The 14,236-nt window shown below is 65.3% G+C and carries 15 protein-coding genes; 10 read left to right on the top strand and 5 right to left on the bottom strand.

What is annotated here, in order from left to right; all coding sequences use genetic code 11:
* Positions 1 to 64 precede the first annotated feature (64 nt).
* Positions 65 to 763, top strand: a complete 699-nt coding sequence (locus AC1RWL_RS27325; protein ID WP_493096647.1) for a helix-turn-helix transcriptional regulator — start codon at positions 65 to 67, stop codon at positions 761 to 763.
* Positions 764 to 796: 33 nt separating this feature from the next.
* Here the strand turns inward: AC1RWL_RS27325 and AC1RWL_RS27320 are convergent, their stop codons facing one another.
* Both AC1RWL_RS27320 and AC1RWL_RS27315 read right to left on the bottom strand, forming a co-directional pair.
* Positions 797 to 1,039, bottom strand: a complete 243-nt coding sequence (locus AC1RWL_RS27320; RefSeq protein WP_493096646.1) for a CopG family ribbon-helix-helix protein — start codon at positions 1,037 to 1,039, stop codon at positions 797 to 799.
* An 87-nt stretch (positions 1,040 to 1,126) separates the two neighbouring features.
* Complete coding sequence (locus tag AC1RWL_RS27315; protein WP_435269668.1) at positions 1,127 to 1,729, bottom strand: superoxide dismutase; 603 nt, start codon at positions 1,727 to 1,729, stop codon at positions 1,127 to 1,129.
* A 269-nt stretch (positions 1,730 to 1,998) separates the two neighbouring features.
* Between AC1RWL_RS27315 and AC1RWL_RS27310 the strand changes: the two genes are divergently transcribed.
* Entirely contained in the window at positions 1,999 to 2,391 is a 393-nt protein-coding gene (locus AC1RWL_RS27310) for a hypothetical protein (RefSeq protein ID WP_439618440.1), read from the top strand.
* Between the two features lie 220 nt (positions 2,392 to 2,611).
* On the opposite strand, the gene AC1RWL_RS27305 is transcribed toward AC1RWL_RS27310, so the two are convergent.
* Positions 2,612 to 3,496, bottom strand: a complete 885-nt coding sequence (locus tag AC1RWL_RS27305) for a branched-chain amino acid aminotransferase (RefSeq protein WP_493096645.1) — start codon at positions 3,494 to 3,496, stop codon at positions 2,612 to 2,614.
* 183 nt (positions 3,497 to 3,679) lie between these two features.
* On the opposite strand from AC1RWL_RS27305, the gene AC1RWL_RS27300 reads away from it, so the two are divergent.
* From AC1RWL_RS27300 to tam, 3 genes are all read left to right on the top strand, one after another.
* A complete protein-coding gene (locus AC1RWL_RS27300) occupies positions 3,680 to 4,720 on the top strand; it encodes a zinc-dependent alcohol dehydrogenase family protein (protein WP_493096644.1) in 1,041 nt (346 codons plus the stop codon).
* A 260-nt stretch (positions 4,721 to 4,980) separates the two neighbouring features.
* Positions 4,981 to 5,631, top strand: a complete 651-nt coding sequence (locus AC1RWL_RS27295) for a haloacid dehalogenase type II (protein WP_256120786.1) — start codon at positions 4,981 to 4,983, stop codon at positions 5,629 to 5,631.
* Positions 5,632 to 6,405 carry a trans-aconitate 2-methyltransferase gene (gene tam / locus AC1RWL_RS27290; RefSeq protein WP_493096643.1) on the top strand — a complete coding sequence of 258 codons (774 nt, stop codon included), beginning with the start codon at positions 5,632 to 5,634 and terminating at the stop codon, positions 6,403 to 6,405.
* 195 nt (positions 6,406 to 6,600) lie between these two features.
* On the opposite strand, the gene AC1RWL_RS27285 is transcribed toward tam, so the two are convergent.
* Entirely contained in the window at positions 6,601 to 7,494 is an 894-nt protein-coding gene (locus AC1RWL_RS27285) for a LysR family transcriptional regulator (protein WP_493096642.1), read from the bottom strand.
* Positions 7,495 to 7,637: 143 nt separating this feature from the next.
* Here AC1RWL_RS27285 and AC1RWL_RS27280 point away from each other — a divergent pair, with 143 nt between their 5' ends.
* From AC1RWL_RS27280 to AC1RWL_RS27265, 4 genes are all read left to right on the top strand, one after another.
* Positions 7,638 to 8,831 (top strand): MFS transporter, encoded by a 1,194-nt coding sequence (locus tag AC1RWL_RS27280; protein ID WP_493096641.1) that lies wholly within the window; start codon positions 7,638 to 7,640, stop codon positions 8,829 to 8,831.
* Between the two features lie 29 nt (positions 8,832 to 8,860).
* The gene (locus AC1RWL_RS27275) at positions 8,861 to 9,694 is read left to right on the top strand and encodes an aldo/keto reductase (protein WP_493096640.1); all 834 of its coding nucleotides are present in this window, start codon (positions 8,861 to 8,863) and stop codon (positions 9,692 to 9,694) included.
* A gap of 99 nt (positions 9,695 to 9,793) precedes the next feature.
* Complete coding sequence (locus AC1RWL_RS27270) at positions 9,794 to 10,681, top strand: serine hydrolase domain-containing protein (RefSeq protein WP_493096639.1); 888 nt, start codon at positions 9,794 to 9,796, stop codon at positions 10,679 to 10,681.
* 73 nt (positions 10,682 to 10,754) lie between these two features.
* A complete protein-coding gene (locus AC1RWL_RS27265; protein WP_493096638.1) occupies positions 10,755 to 11,915 on the top strand; it encodes an MFS transporter in 1,161 nt (386 codons plus the stop codon).
* 7 nt (positions 11,916 to 11,922) lie between these two features.
* On the opposite strand, the gene AC1RWL_RS27260 is transcribed toward AC1RWL_RS27265, so the two are convergent.
* Positions 11,923 to 12,315: a hypothetical protein gene (locus AC1RWL_RS27260; protein ID WP_493096637.1), complete on the bottom strand. Its 393-nt coding sequence runs from the start codon at positions 12,313 to 12,315 to the stop codon at positions 11,923 to 11,925.
* 238 nt (positions 12,316 to 12,553) lie between these two features.
* On the opposite strand from AC1RWL_RS27260, the gene AC1RWL_RS27255 reads away from it, so the two are divergent.
* On the top strand, positions 12,554 to 14,116 hold the full coding sequence (locus AC1RWL_RS27255; RefSeq protein WP_435269677.1) for a helicase HerA-like C-terminal domain-containing protein: 1,563 nt from the start codon (positions 12,554 to 12,556) through the stop codon (positions 14,114 to 14,116).
* Positions 14,117 to 14,236 lie beyond the last annotated feature (120 nt).

Raw genomic sequence — 14,236 nt, 5'->3', positions numbered from 1 at the left:
CGCTTGAAGCGTGCTATAACGAAGGCCAACTGACAGGGATGTGTCAGTTGTAATGGAGACGACCATGCGCAAGGCCTCGCGGCTGTTCGAGATCATCCAGATCCTGCGGCTTGCCCGCAAGCCCGTTACCGGAGCCGAGATCGCCGAGCGGCTGGAGGTGACGGTGCGCTCGATCTACCGCGACATCGCCGCCCTTCAGGCGATGCGCGTGCCGGTCGAGGGGGAGCGCGGCATCGGCTATATCCTGCGCCCCGGCTTCGACCTGCCGCCGCTGATGTTCTCCATCGAGGAGACGGAGGCGGTGGTTCTGGCGCTGGCACTGCTGGAGCGTACCGGCGATACGGAGCTGCGCGCCGCCGCCCGCCGCGTCGGCGACAAGATCGCCGGTGCCGTGCCGCCGCCGCTGCGCCAGACGCTTTCGGCCCGCGCGCTGCACGCCTGGGGCACGACGCGGCCGCAGCCGGAGGGCATCGACCTCGCCACCGTGCGCCGCGCGATCCGCGACGAGGAAAAGCTGGTGATCGACTACCGCGACGAATATGCCCGCGGCACCGAGCGCACCATCCGCCCCATCGCCCTCATCTACTATTCCGAAACAGCCAACATCGTCGCTTGGTGCGAATTGCGCAAAGCCATCCGCAACTTCCGCGCCGACCGCGTGGAAGCCTGCGAGGCAACGGGCGCGCATTTCCGCGGCGAAGGCGACAGGCTGAGGCAGGCGTGGATTTCAGGCTGGGCGGAGAACCAGCGGAGTGCGGGGTGAGGCAGCTATTCCGGCCATTCCTCGCTTCGCCAATCACGCCCTCAGGATAGCGGAGTCGAGTTCGGACATGGCGTTCTCATGGGAAATCGTGCGCCCGCTGCGCACGTCTTCCAAACCCTGGTTGACACCGTCGACAATCGCGAGTTCTCGGGCGACATAGACGGAAACCGCCTCAGCTATGAGGACGGATCGGCTGCGCCGCGTGTCCACCGCCAGCCTGTCGAGCTTTTCTCTAAGGTCCGCGCTGACGCGGATCGTCATCGTCGTGCTGGCCATGCGTACATGCTAACGTAACGACCCCAAAAGAAAAACCCCGGCCGTTTCCGACCGGGGTTTCCACAAATTCGAAAAAAGCGAAGCGGCTTACTTCGTCGCGGCTTCGTAGCGCTCCAGGACGTAGTCCCAGTTGATCAGGCTGTCGACGAAGGCTTCGAGGTACTTCGGGCGGGCGTTGCGGTAGTCGATGTAATAGGAGTGTTCCCAGACATCGACGCCGAGGATCGGCTCTGCGCCATGGACCAGCGGGTTTTCGCCGTTCGGGGTCTTGGAGATGGCGAGCTTGCCGTCCTTGACGGAGAGCCAGGCCCAGCCGGAGCCGAACTGCGTGGTACCGGCGGCGATGAAATCGGCCTTGAACTTGTCGTAGCCGCCGAGATCGCTGTCGATCGCGGTCTGGAGCGCGCCCGGCAGGCTCTTGCCGCCGCCGCCCTTCTTCAGCCACTTCCAGAAATGGACGTGGTTGTAGTGCTGGCCGGCATTGTTGAAGAGGCCCTGGTTGGTGCCATAGGACTTCTTGACGATCTCTTCGAGGGAGAGGTCCGCGAGGCCCGCTTCCTCCGCCAGCTTGTTGCCGTTGTCGACATAGGCCTTGTGGTGCTTGTCGTGGTGATATTCGAGCGTTTCGCGCGACATGAAGGGCGCAAGCGCATCGTAATCATAGGGAAGCGGCGGAAGTTCGAAAGCCATCGTGGTGTCTCCTCTTTGTTTAGACGCAATTCCGAACGCAAAACCGCGTTCCGCACTTTTGCTGGAACTGCTCTGGCGACGGAAATTTTTTTCAATGAAATCCGTGAGCGGAACATAGGAGCGGCAATCGGCAGAGGCAACCGCCCAAGTTCCAAATTTTCCTGACATCGGACAAAATCCTTCCGGTTTTCCGTGTCAGATCAATGACGAAGCGGAACGAAAACCGATTCGGGACATTTTGTCCGACACCCACCAATCCGGAGCATCCCATGCGCGTCCTTCCGCTTACCGCCCTCGCCCTCTCGCTCGCCGCGTCCGCCGCCCACGCCTCGTCGCCGGATGCCTGGGAGGAATTCCGCGCCGACGTGGAGAAGAGCTGCGTGGCGAGCCTGCCGGAAGCGCTCGGCACGCCGACCGTCTTCGTCGAGCCGACGGGCACCGAATCCTTCGGCATTGCCGCGATCGAGGGCCTTTCGCCGGAATCGAAGAGCCAGGTCACCTATGTCTGCGTCTACGACAAGCAGAAGAAGACGGTGCAGGTGACACCCGCCATCGCCGCCGAGTTCCTGCATGTGGTGCGCGAAAGCGAGCGCGAGGCCGCCGCGGCAGAACGCGCGGCGACGGGCGACAACAAGACGGTGGACGAGACGGGGCAGGAATAGAACGCTAAGCTTCACCAGGCGCCCGTGCTCTAAAGCCGCCACGCCCCTCTCCTCCATCATCCTCGGGCTTGACCCGAGGATCCACCTCCACGGCACGCGCTGTCCATGTGGCATGGATCCTCGGGTCGAGCCCGAGGATGACGGAGGAGAGGTAGTGCGCTTGCATATATCTGAGACGGGCGCATGTGCAAAAGCCGGCCTTTCGGCCGGCTCTCTTGTCTCAGGCGTCGCCGTTCGAATGCGCCCAGTCGAAATAGAGGTCGCGGGCCTTGGCGGTGATCGGGCCGGGCTGGAGATTGCGGTCGTCGAGCCGCGTCACCGGCACCACCTTGGAATAATTGCCGGAGGTGAAGATCTCGTCGGCCGTCTCGAAGTCCGCGAGCGTCAGCGTGGTTTCCACCACCTCGAAGCCGGCGTCCTTCAAGAGGCCGATGACGCGGCTGCGCGTGATGCCGGCAAGGAAGGTGCGGTTGGCGGCCGGCGTGAAGACGACGCCGTCCTTCACCATGAAGATGTTGGACGAGGCGGTTTCGGCGACATTGCCCAGCATGTCGCGCACCAGCGCATTGTCGAAGCCGCGCTTGCGGGCCTCCACCAGCATGCGGGCATTGTTCGGATAGAGGCAGCCGGCCTTGGCATCCGTCGGCATGCATTCGACCGTCGGGCGGCGGAAGGGCGAGAGCGTGAGCGAGGATGCGGCCTTCGGATCGCCCATCGAGGCTTCGAACAGGCAGAGCGCGAAGCGGGTCGAGTCCGGATCCGGCGCCACGACGCTGGTGGGGGAGCCGTGCTCGGCCCAGTACATCGGCTTGATGTAGATCGCCGTCTTGCCGTCGAACTTTTGCACGCCCTCCCAGGCGAGCGCCTCGATCTCATCGGCGCCGACCGCCGCCTTCAGCCCGAGCGCTTCGGCGGAGCGGTTGACGCGCTGGCAATGGAGATCGAGGTCCGGCGCGATGCCGTCGAACCAGCGCGCGCCGTCGAAGACGGTCGAGCCGAGCCACATGGCATGCGAGGTGGGGCCGATGAGCGGCGGGTTGCCCGAAATCCATTCGCCATCCACGAAGGTCCAGGTCGTCGAGCGGGGTGCGGTATCGACTGGCATTTTTCTACTCCTTTTCGCCCATCAAGGCCCGAGCGGGCGGGCCGGTCAAGTCGCAAATGCCTTCCGACAGCGCGCGGCACTTGTCCATTCAAGATGTTGAATGGATGTATCAGGGCTTGTCATGGGTCAGCCGGTTGAGAGCCCGGTGGGCGCATGCCATACAAGCATAAAGGGAGAACCGACATGCGCGCGATGTATTACGAGGCCTTCGAGGCGACACCGGAGATCCGCACCCTGCCGGACCCGACGCCCACGCCCGGCGGCGTGGTGATCCAGGTGGAGGCGACCGGGCTTTGCCGCAGCGACTGGCATGGCTGGATGGGGCATGATCCGGATATCCGCCTGCCGCATGTGCCGGGCCACGAACTTGCCGGCCGGGTGGTGGCGACGGGGAGCGCAGTCAGCCGCTTTCGCGTGGGCGAGCGGGTCACGGTGCCCTTCGTTTCCGGCTGCGGCCATTGCGGCGAGTGCCGCTCGGGCAACCAGCAGATTTGCGAAGAGCAGTTCCAGCCGGGCTTCACCCATTGGGGCTCCTTTGCCGAATATGTCGCGATCGACTATGCCGACCACAATCTCGTGCACCTGCCGGACGCGATCGACTATGCGACGGCCGCGAGCCTCGGCTGCCGCTTCGCCACCTCGTTTCGCGCCATCGTCGACCAGGCGCGGGTGACGGGCGGCGAATGGGTGGCGGTGCATGGCTGCGGCGGCGTGGGGCTGTCGGCGATCATGATCGCGGCGGCCCTTGGCGCCAACCCCATCGCCATCGACATTTCCGACGAGAAGCTGGCCTTTGCCAGGCAGATGGGGGCCGTCGCGACCGTCAATGCCCGCGACGTCGCCGATGTGGCGGAGGCGGTGCGCGAGATCACCGGTGGGGGCGCGCATGCCTCGGTGGATGCGCTGGGCTCGCCCGTCACCTGCTTCAACTCGATCAAGAACCTGCGCCGGCGCGGGCGGCATGTGCAGGTCGGCCTGATGCTCGCAGACCATGCCAAGCCGCAGATCCCGATGGCGCAGGTCATCGGCCACGAGCTGGAAATCTATGGCAGCCACGGCATGCAGGCCTGGCGTTACGACGCCATGCTGGCAATGATCGCCGGCGGCAAGCTCGCCCCGCAAAAACTGATCGGCCGCCATATCAGCCTCGACGAGGCGGTGCCGGCGCTGATGGCGATGGACAAGGCGACGGATCTCGGGATCAGCGTGATTACGCGGTTCTGAGGGATTATGAGGCTCAGCCTCGCAAAGCCCCTCATCCCGCTGCCGCGACCTTCTCCCCGCAAGCGGGACGAAGGGAGATGTGGATAGGCTTCTCCCCAAGTCTGGCGCTTGCCGTTTGGGGAAAACGGCGCATCCTTCCCTTCGCCCCGCTTGCGGGGTGAAGGTCGCGGCAGGCGGATGAGGGGCAAGCTGTACAATTGACATTCACCAGCGGATGACAGCCAATCGCCGGTGAGAATGCTGATAAGGAATCGCCGCCCATGGCCCATGCCGCCTATGTCTTCGACGCCTATGGCACGTTGTTCGACGTGCATGCGGCGGTGCGCCGCCATGCGGGCGATGTGGGGCCGAACTACCAGAGCTTTTCCGAGGTCTGGCGCGCCAAGCAGCTGGAATATTCCTGGACGCGGGCGCTGATGGGCTCTTACGCCGATTTCTGGCAGCTCACCGAACAGGCGCTGGACTTCACGTTCAAGCGCATCGGTGGCGTCGATCCGGCGCTGCGCCAGAAGCTGCTCGATGCCTACTGGAAGCTCGACTGCTACCCGGAAGTGCCGGCCGTGCTGAAGGCGCTGAAGAGCCGCGGCGCGCATATCGCCATTCTCTCCAACGGTTCGCCCGCTATGCTCGCCTCCGCGGTGAAGAACGCCGCGCTCGACACCGTCATCGACGACATCTTTTCCGTCGACGCGCTGAAGACCTACAAGACGGCGCCCGCCGTCTACGATCTCGTGACGACGAATTACCGGCTCTATCCGGATGCCGTCTCCTTCCAGTCCTCCAACCGCTGGGACATTGCGGGCGCCACGAAATTTGGCTTCCGCACCGTCTGGATCAACCGCAACGACATGCCGGACGAGTATTTCGATCTCGGCCCGGCGCTGATCCTGCGCTCGCTCGAAAGTCTCTGAATGGCCTGGTCCGCGGCACAATACCTGAAATTCGAAGACGAACGCACGCGGCCCGCCCGCGACCTCCTCAACCAGGTGCCGGCCGATCTCGTGGCCGGCACGGTCTACGACCTCGGTTGCGGCCCCGGCAATTCGACGGAACTGCTGGTAGAGCGCTTTCCCGGCCGCGGCGTGCGTGGCGTCGACAATGCGGCGGACATGCTGCGGGCGGCGCGCGAGCGGTTGCCGGGCGTCGATTTCGTCGAATGCGACCTTGCGAAATGGCGGCCGCACGAGCCGGCCGCCCTGCTCTTCGCCAATGCCGTGTTCCAGTGGCTGCCCGATCATATAGCCGTCCTGACGACCCTGATGGACGGCCTGCGCCCCGGCGGCGTGCTCGCCGTGCAGATGCCGGACAATCTTTCCGAACCGTCGCATATGCTGATGGAGGAAAGCGCGTTTTCTGACCCTTGGCGCAACCACTTTGCCAATGGCACGCCAAGGCGAAAGCCACTGCCCGCGCCCGCCGTCTATATGGACGCACTCGGCCCGAAGGCGGCCCGCGTCGACGTCTGGCACACCGCCTACAACCACCCGATGGCGGATGCGGCAGCGATCGTCGAATGGGTCAAGAGCACGGGCTTGCGCCCCTATCTCGATCGCATCCCGGCTGAGGAACGCAACGGCTTCCTCGCCGACTACGAGAGCCGCATCGCCAAGGCTTATGCGCCGATGGCGGACGGGCGGCGGCTGTTGCGGTTTCCGCGGCTTTTTATTGTGGCGGTTAAGAAGTAAACGTCTGGTGTCTGCGCCGTCGCACCCCCCTCTGCCCTGCCGGGCATCTCCCCCTCAAGGGGGGAGATCGGATGGAGCATCGTTTCGCTCATCAGTGACGTTGCAAGGTGTGCAATGTGCTTGCCTCTTGCCAATCTCCCCCCTTGAGGGGGAGATGCCCGGCAGGGCAGAGGGGGGTGCGACGGCGCTGCCCCCTCAAATCTTCTCCACCAGAAAATCGATGAACGCCCGGATGCGGGCCGCGAGGTGCTCGTGGCCGGCGAAGACGGCGTGGACGACCTCGATGTCGCCGGGGTTGAAGGCTTCCAGTAGCGGCACCAGCCGGCCGGACACGATATCCGGTTCGATATGAAAACGGCCGATGCGGGCGAGGCCGACGCCGTCGAGGCAGAGCTGGCGCTGGATGGCGCCGCTGGAGACCAGCATGTTGCCGGTAATGTCATAGGCCTCCACGGTCTGGCCGTCCGCCGACAGGAAGGGCCAGTCGTCCATGCTGCGGCGGAAGTTGAAGCGCAGGCAATTGTGGGACGTGAGCTCGGATGGGTGCTGCGGCGTGCCATGCTTTTCGAGATATGCCGGGGCGGCGATGACGGCCTTGCCGCTTTCGAGCAGTTTTCGCGCCTTCAAGGATGAATCGCGCAAGGGGCCGGAGCGGATGGCGACGTCGGCGCGCTCGCCGATCACGTCGATGACGCCGTCGGTCAGCGTCAGGTCGAGCTCGATTTCCGGATAGAGCGCCAGGAAATCCGGCACGAGCGGCAGGATGTAGCGCTCACCGAAGCCGACCGAGGCGTTCACCCGCAGCGCGCCGCGCGGCACCACGCGCGCACCTTCCGCCACGATGCGCTCCGTCTCGGCGATTTCCGCGAGGATGGCGCGTGCGCGGCCGAGATAGACCTCGCCTTCCGGCGTCAGCTCCAGCCGCCGCGTCGTGCGCACGATGAGGCGCGCGCCGAGCCGATCCTCGATGCGGGTGACGAGCTTGCTGATCGCCGAGGGCGACAGGCGCAGCTTGCGGCCCGCGGCGGAAAAGCTCTTCAGCTCCGCCGCCAGCACGAAGACCTCCATTTCGCCGGCCCGGTTGTCCATGTCCCGCCTTTGAATCCAATTCACATATGCTTATCCACTATGCCTCATTCACGGGCAAGTGGCTTTGCCCCATATTCCTCCCCGAACCAACATCGCAACCCAGCCAAGCCGCGCGGACCCAAGACCGCGCGCAGGGAACCGCCATGCCACTCGCCCTCTTTGCCCTGACCGTCGCGGCCTACGCGATCGGCACCACCGAATTCGTCATCGTCGGCCTCCTGCCGACCGTCGCCACCGACCTCGACATCACCCTGCCGCTCGCCGGCCTCATCGTCTCCGTCTACGCGCTCGGCGTCACCTTTGGCGCGCCTATCCTGACGGCGCTCACCGGCAAGCTCGGCCGCAAGCCGCTGCTCATCGGCCTCATGGCCCTCTTCATCGCCGGCAATGTGCTGGCAGCGCTCGCGCCGAGCTATGGCATGCTGCTCGCCGGCCGGGTGCTCTCCGCCTTCGCGCACGGCGTGTTCTTCTCCGTCGGCGCCACCATTGCCGCCGATCTCGTCGCGCCGGACCGCCGGGCTTCCGCCATCGCCATGATGTTCATGGGCCTGACGGTCGCCATCGTCACCGGCGTGCCGCTCGGCACCTTCATCGGCCAGACCTTTGGCTGGCGCGCCACCTTCTGGGCTGTTGCTGCACTCGGCCTCGTCGCCTTTGCGGCCATCGCCCTGCTGCTGCCTTCGAACCTGCGTCGTGAAAAGCCGGCGGGCCTCCTGGAACAGGTGCGCGTGCTCGGCTCGGGCCGCCTGCTCATCGTCTTCGCCATGACGGCGCTCGGTTATGGCGGCACCTTCGTCACCTTCACCTTCCTCTCGCCGCTGCTGCAGGAAATCACCGGCTTCAGCGCCAACACGGTCAGCCTCGTGCTCGTGCTTTATGGCGCAGCCATCGCCTTCGGCAATATCGTCGGCGGCAAGGTGGCGGACCGCGATCCGGTGAAGGCGCTCGCCGTGCTCTTCGTCGCCCAGGCCATCGTGCTGGTGGCGCTCACCTTCACCGCGCCTTCGCCGGTTCTGGCGCTGGTCACGCTTGCTGCCCTCGGCTTCCTGTCCTTCGCCACCGTGCCGGGCCTCCAGCTCTATGTGGTCGATATCGCCAAGCGTCACCGCCCGGCCGCCGTCGACGTCGCCTCGGCGCTCAACATCGCCGCCTTCAACCTCGGCATCGCCGCCGGTGCCTGGATCGGCGGGCTGGTCGTCGCCTCGTCGCTGGGCCTCGGCGCCACGCCCTGGGTCGGCGCCATCCTGGTCGCCGCCGCCCTCGGCCTGACGCTCGCCAGCGGCGCACTCGACCGGCGCGAAAGCCGCCAGCCCGACGCCGCCTGCCAGCCGGCCTGAATTTTTCATCCACTCGAAAGGAAACCCCCATGAAAACCGTCAACGCCAATGGCGCAAACATTCCCCAGCTCGGCTTCGGCACGTTCCGCATGCCGGAAGCCGAAGTCCTCTCCATCCTGCCGAAGGCGCTCGCCACCGGCTTCCGCCATGTCGATACCGCGCAGATCTATGAAAACGAGGCAGCCGTCGGCGAGGCCATCCAGAATTCGGGCGTCGCCCGCTCCGAAATCTTCCTCACCACCAAGGTCTGGGTGGCGAATTACGGCAAGGACAAGTTCGCCGCCTCCGTTGAGGAAAGCCTCGCCAAGCTCAGGACCGACCATGTCGACCTCCTGCTGCTGCACTGGCCGAACGACGCGGTGCCGCTCGCAGACCAGATCGGCGAACTCAACGCCGTGCACGAACGCGGGCTGACGAAACATATCGGCGTCAGCAATTTCAACAGCGCGTTGATGGCGGATGCCGTTCGTCTCAGCGCCGCGCCACTCGCCACCAACCAGGTCGAGTACCATCCCTATCTCGACCAGACGAAGGTGCTGGAGGCGGCCGCGACCCACGGCATGGCGCTGACCGCTTACTACGCCATGGCGGACGGCAAGGTGCCGAAAGAGGCGGTGCTGAAGGAGATCGGCGCGGCGCATGGCAAATCGGCGGCGCAGGTCGTGCTGCGCTGGCTGATCCAGCAGCCGGATGTCGTGGCGCTGACCAAGACCGCGACGGAAAGCCGGCTTGCCGAGAACCTCGCGATCTTCGACTTCGCGCTGACGCCCGACGAGATGGCGCGCATCCACGGGCTCGCCCGCCCGGACGGCCGCATCGTCAGCCCGGATGGCCTTGCGCCGGCCTGGGACCAGGCGGCCTGATCGCCTGCAAACCCTCTCCCGCGGTTCAGGCCGCGGGAGATTTTCATGCCCGGAAATGCCAGACTTGGCCTCCGATTCTCCACCCGCGAGGAGGCCCTGTTGGACGATCTCGATACCCTGCTCGCCGCGGGCGGCTCTACGGCCCTGCTTGCCGTCCGCAACGGCCGCGTGCTCTTCGAGCGCGGCCATCACGCCCACCGCTCAAGCGTCGCCTCGGTGCGAAAATCGTTGATCGGCATCCTGTACGGCATCGCCATCGAAGCGGGGGAAATCGACCTCGATGCCACGCTCGAAGACCTCGGCATCGATGATCTCTCGCCACTGACGCCGGTGGAAAAACAGGCGACCATCGCCGACCTCCTGAAATCCCGCTCCGGCATCTACCACCCCTGCGTCTACGGCATGGAGCCGGGAAGACCCGCGCGCAGCAGCCACCCACCCGGCACCTTCTGGTACTACAACAACTGGGATTTCAACGTGCTCGGCACGATCTACCGGCAGGAGACTGGCCGCACGCTTGCAGAGGCTTTCCAGAAATTCGTCGCCGAACCGCTGGAGATGCAGGATTTTGCAGCGGAGGACATTTTCGACGTTCCTGGCCCGGAATCGCTTCATCCGGTCTACAAGATGCGCCTGTCCGGCCGCGACCTCGCCCGCGTCGGCCATCTCTTCCTCAAGCGCGGCCTCTGGGAACAGCGCCGGATCCTGCCCGAACAATGGGTCCGGGATAGCACCACGGCATGGAGCGACCTTGGCGGCGGGCGGGGCTACGGCTATCTCTGGTGGACGGCGGAGGCGAATGCGCCGGGCGACAGCCTCAGCACGGAATGGCCGATCTTCTATGCCAGCGGTGCCGGCGGGCAGTATGTCATCGTCATAGAAGCGCTCGATCTCGTGGTGGTGCACCGCGCGGCGGATGTGCGCAACGGCATCACCCATGCCCGCATGGGCGAAATCCTGCGCGCGCTGCTGCGCGTGATCGGCTGAGCGGCCTCTTCCCAATCAGGGGTCCGATCCGATATGGAGGGTGCGCGCCGAAATGCGGCGCAGGGAGCCCTCCATGTCGTCCTCGTCCCCCACCGTCTTCGCGCCGGATTGGCCGGCCATTGCCGCCGTCATCCTCGGCGTCACCGCCTTTTCCGTGGCGCAGGGGCTCACCTATCCGCTGATCTCGCTGACGCTGGAGGCGCGCGGATTCTCGCCGGCGCTGATCGGCGTCAATGCGCTGGCCTTCGCCGGCGGCCTCGCCGCTTCGACGCTGCTGCTCGGCAGCCTCACCGCGCGCTGGCGGGCCGACCGGCTGATCGTCGCGAGCCTCATCGGCTGCTCGTTCTGCCTCGCCACCTTTGCCGCCTTCGATTCCTTTGGCGTGTGGTTCGTCGCGCGTTTCCTGCTCGGCTTTTTTGCCAGCCTCATCTTCATGCTCGGCGAGGCGTGGTTGAACGCCGCCTGCCCGGACCGGCTGCGCGGCCGCGTCTCCGGCATCTATGGCGCCGGCATGTGCGCCGGTTTTGCCGCGGGGCCGCTCGCCATTCCGCTGCTCGGCAGCGAAGGCGGGTTCGGCTTCGCGCTGACGGCCGTCTATCTGGCGATCGTTGCCTTTGCCACCGCCATGCTGATGTTCTCCACCCGCACGGTGCCGGAACCGTCGTCGACCGGCGACGTCTTCCGCTTCTTCCGGGCGGCACCGCTGCTCGTCGGCATGGTCTTCGTCTTCGGTTTCGCCGATATTGCGGCGATCTCCGCCATGCCGGTCTATTTCGTGAAAATGGGGCACACGGAAGCTTTTGCCGCGATCAGCGTGACCGTGCTGGCGCTACCGACGGCGATCGCCCAGCCGTTTATCGGCATGCTGCTCGATCGCCTGCCGCGCGAGCGCGTCGCCATGGTCGCTGTCAGCGTGGCGGCGGGGAGCTATCTCATCCTGCCGTCGATGGAATCGGAACTCGCCATCCTGTCGGTCTTCGCGCTGATGGGAACGGCGGCCTTCTCGCTCTATACCTGCGCGCTCACCATGCTCGGCGAGCGCTACAACGGCGCGATGCTGGTGGCGGGAAGTGCGGCCTTTGCGCTGGCCTATGCAGCCGGCAGCGGTGCCGGATCGAGCATGACAGGCGCGATCATGGAGGCCGGCGGCCCGAAGGCCGGACCGCTCTCGGTCGGCCTCATCCTCGTGGTGTTCACCGCCGCGCTGATGTTCGCGCGGCGGCGTTCGCTCTAGAAACTTTTTAGACGAACTGGCTGAGGCCCGGCACGGAGGCGACGACTTCGTCGACCACGTCGGCGCCGGCATGTTCGCGGGCAACCGCCATGGTTTCCTTGGCAAGGCCGGTGATTTCGCCCATGCCGAGGCCCTCGCTCATCAGCTGCTGGCCGAGGCCCATGACGCCACCGCCGCCGATCGCGCTCATCAGGCCGCCGAGCAGACCGCCGCCGCCTGTGCCTTCGCCATTGTACTGGGCGACGAGCTCGGAGGCGCCGGGAATGCTTTCGATCATGCGGGCGACCGGGCCGTCGGCCGCTTCGCGCTGCAGGAAGCCGAGCATCATGCCGATGGCCTTTTCAGCGAGAGCCGCATCGATGCCGGCGGCATCGGCAACGCGGGTGACGAGTTCGTTCATGGAAAACCCTCCGAGGGAAATTGACGTTGACGTCAAGGTAAATGAATTCTCCGGCAAACTCAAGCCGGGCGCGCGGGCCTTCAACGGCAGGGCGGGGAGCCCTTTGAAAGCGTGTTGTTCCCGTGCCGGACTATCCTTATAACCTGCCTGAGACGATTCAATGAAAACTTGGGATGGCGCGGTAATCCGCCCCCACCCGGGTCGAATGGCTTCAGGGAGTTTCAACGTGACGGAATCGATTCTTCAGGACGGAAAGCTCTATATCGGCACCAGCCGCAAGCCGGACGATACGAACAACAAGCCGGAATATCTCGACCTGAAATTCGGCAACCGCCACGGCCTCGTGACGGGCGCGACCGGCACCGGCAAGACGGTGACCTTGCAGATCCTCGCGGAAGGCTTTTCCAATGCCGGCGTGCCGGTATTCTGCGCCGACGTGAAGGGCGACCTTTCCGGCATCGGCGCCATCGGCGAGCCCAAGGATTTTCTCCAGAAGCGCGCCGACCAGATCGGCCTCACCCCTTATGAATTCCAGGAATTCCCGGTGATCTTCTGGGATCTCTACGGCGAGAAGGGCCACCGGGTGCGCACCACCATCTCCGAGATGGGGCCGCTGCTGCTGTCGCGCCTGATGAACGCCACGGATGCGCAGGAAGGTGTGATCAACATCGCCTTCAAGATCGCCGACCAGGGCGGCCTGCCGCTGCTCGATCTCAAGGATTTCCAGGCGCTTCTCAACTATATGGGCGAGAATGCCTCGACGCTCTCCAACCAGTTCGGCTTCATCTCCAAGGCCTCCGTCGGCTCGATCCAGCGCGAATTGCTGATCCTCGAACAGCAGGGCGCCGAACAGTTCTTCGGCGAGCCGGCGCTGAAGATTTCCGACATCATGCGCACCACCAATGACGGGCGCGGCGCGATCTCGGTGCTGGCCGCCGATAAGCTGATGATGAACCCGCGCCTCTACGGCACCTTCCTGCTCTGGATGCTGTCCGAGCTCTTCGAGGTGCTGCCGGAAGTGGGCGATCCGGAAAAGCCGAAGCTGGTCTTCTTCTTCGACGAGGCGCACCTGCTGTTCAACGATGCGCCGAAGGTGCTGACAGAGCGTGTCGAGCAGGTCGTGCGCCTCATCCGCTCCAAGGGTGTGGGCGTCTATTTCGTCACGCAGAACCCGCTCGATGTACCGGAAACCGTGCTCGCCCAGCTCGGCAACCGCGTGCAGCATGCGCTGCGCGCCTATACGCCGCGCGAACAGAAGGCGGTGAAGACCGCCGCCGACACCTTCCGCCCCAATCCGGATTTCAACTGCGCCGAGGTCATCACCAATCTCGGCACCGGCGAGGCGCTGGTCTCGACGCTCGAAGGCAAGGGCGCGCCCTCGATGGTCGAGCGCACGCTCATCCGCCCGCCGGCCTCGCGCCTTGGCCCGGTGACGGAGGCCGAGCGGCAGGACATCATGAAGGTCAGCCCCGTCGCCGGCCTCTATGACGAGGATTTCGACCGCGAGTCGGCCTACGAGATCCTGATGGCGCGCGCTAAGAAGGCCGCCGATTCGGCCGCCGCACAGGAACAGGCGGACGCCCAGCCCGAGGAAAAACCCGCCGGCGGCAGCCGCTGGACATTGCCCGGCTTCGGCGACGAGGAACCGGCGGCGCAGTCCGCCCCGAAGCAGCCGAAGGGCCGCACCGGCTATCAGCGCGAAACGGTGGCGGAGGCGGCGATGAAGTCCGTCGCGCGGACCGTGGCGTCGTCGCTTGGGAGGGCGCTGGTGCGCGGGATTTTGGGGAGTTTGCGGCGGTAGGGATGGGTCGGAGCCCAGGTTACCCCCCTCTGCCCTGCCGGGCATCTCCCCCTCAAGGGGGGGAGTGTTTACACGGAACGCTTTTGAGGTTCTGCTATTCGTGTGATTTGCATGGAGGCA

The sequence above is a fragment of the Shinella sp. GW821-FHT10F02 genome (assembly GCF_058809275.1).
Note: the sequence above shows the minus strand (reverse complement) of the source record. Positions and strands in the feature narration are given on the sequence as shown.

What these genes read in the sequence shown, in the direction of transcription:
- AC1RWL_RS27265 (WP_493096638.1), top strand. Translation starts at nt 10,755, where the DNA reads ATGTCGTCCTCGTCCCCCACCGTCTTCGCGCCGGATTGGCCGGCCATT.
- AC1RWL_RS27320 (WP_493096646.1), bottom strand. Translation starts at nt 1,039, where the DNA reads ATGGCCAGCACGACGATGACGATCCGCGTCAGCGCGGACCTTAGAGAA.
- tam (WP_493096643.1), top strand. Translation starts at nt 5,632, where the DNA reads ATGGCCTGGTCCGCGGCACAATACCTGAAATTCGAAGACGAACGCACG.
- AC1RWL_RS27295 (WP_256120786.1), top strand. Translation starts at nt 4,981, where the DNA reads ATGGCCCATGCCGCCTATGTCTTCGACGCCTATGGCACGTTGTTCGAC.
- AC1RWL_RS27325 (WP_493096647.1), top strand. Translation starts at nt 65, where the DNA reads ATGCGCAAGGCCTCGCGGCTGTTCGAGATCATCCAGATCCTGCGGCTT.
- AC1RWL_RS27285 (WP_493096642.1), bottom strand. Translation starts at nt 7,494, where the DNA reads ATGGACAACCGGGCCGGCGAAATGGAGGTCTTCGTGCTGGCGGCGGAG.
- AC1RWL_RS27280 (WP_493096641.1), top strand. Translation starts at nt 7,638, where the DNA reads ATGCCACTCGCCCTCTTTGCCCTGACCGTCGCGGCCTACGCGATCGGC.
- AC1RWL_RS27260 (WP_493096637.1), bottom strand. Translation starts at nt 12,315, where the DNA reads ATGAACGAACTCGTCACCCGCGTTGCCGATGCCGCCGGCATCGATGCG.
- AC1RWL_RS27315 (WP_435269668.1), bottom strand. Translation starts at nt 1,729, where the DNA reads ATGGCTTTCGAACTTCCGCCGCTTCCCTATGATTACGATGCGCTTGCG.
- AC1RWL_RS27305 (WP_493096645.1), bottom strand. Translation starts at nt 3,496, where the DNA reads ATGCCAGTCGATACCGCACCCCGCTCGACGACCTGGACCTTCGTGGAT.
- AC1RWL_RS27300 (WP_493096644.1), top strand. Translation starts at nt 3,680, where the DNA reads ATGCGCGCGATGTATTACGAGGCCTTCGAGGCGACACCGGAGATCCGC.
- AC1RWL_RS27275 (WP_493096640.1), top strand. Translation starts at nt 8,861, where the DNA reads ATGAAAACCGTCAACGCCAATGGCGCAAACATTCCCCAGCTCGGCTTC.
- AC1RWL_RS27310 (WP_439618440.1), top strand. Translation starts at nt 1,999, where the DNA reads ATGCGCGTCCTTCCGCTTACCGCCCTCGCCCTCTCGCTCGCCGCGTCC.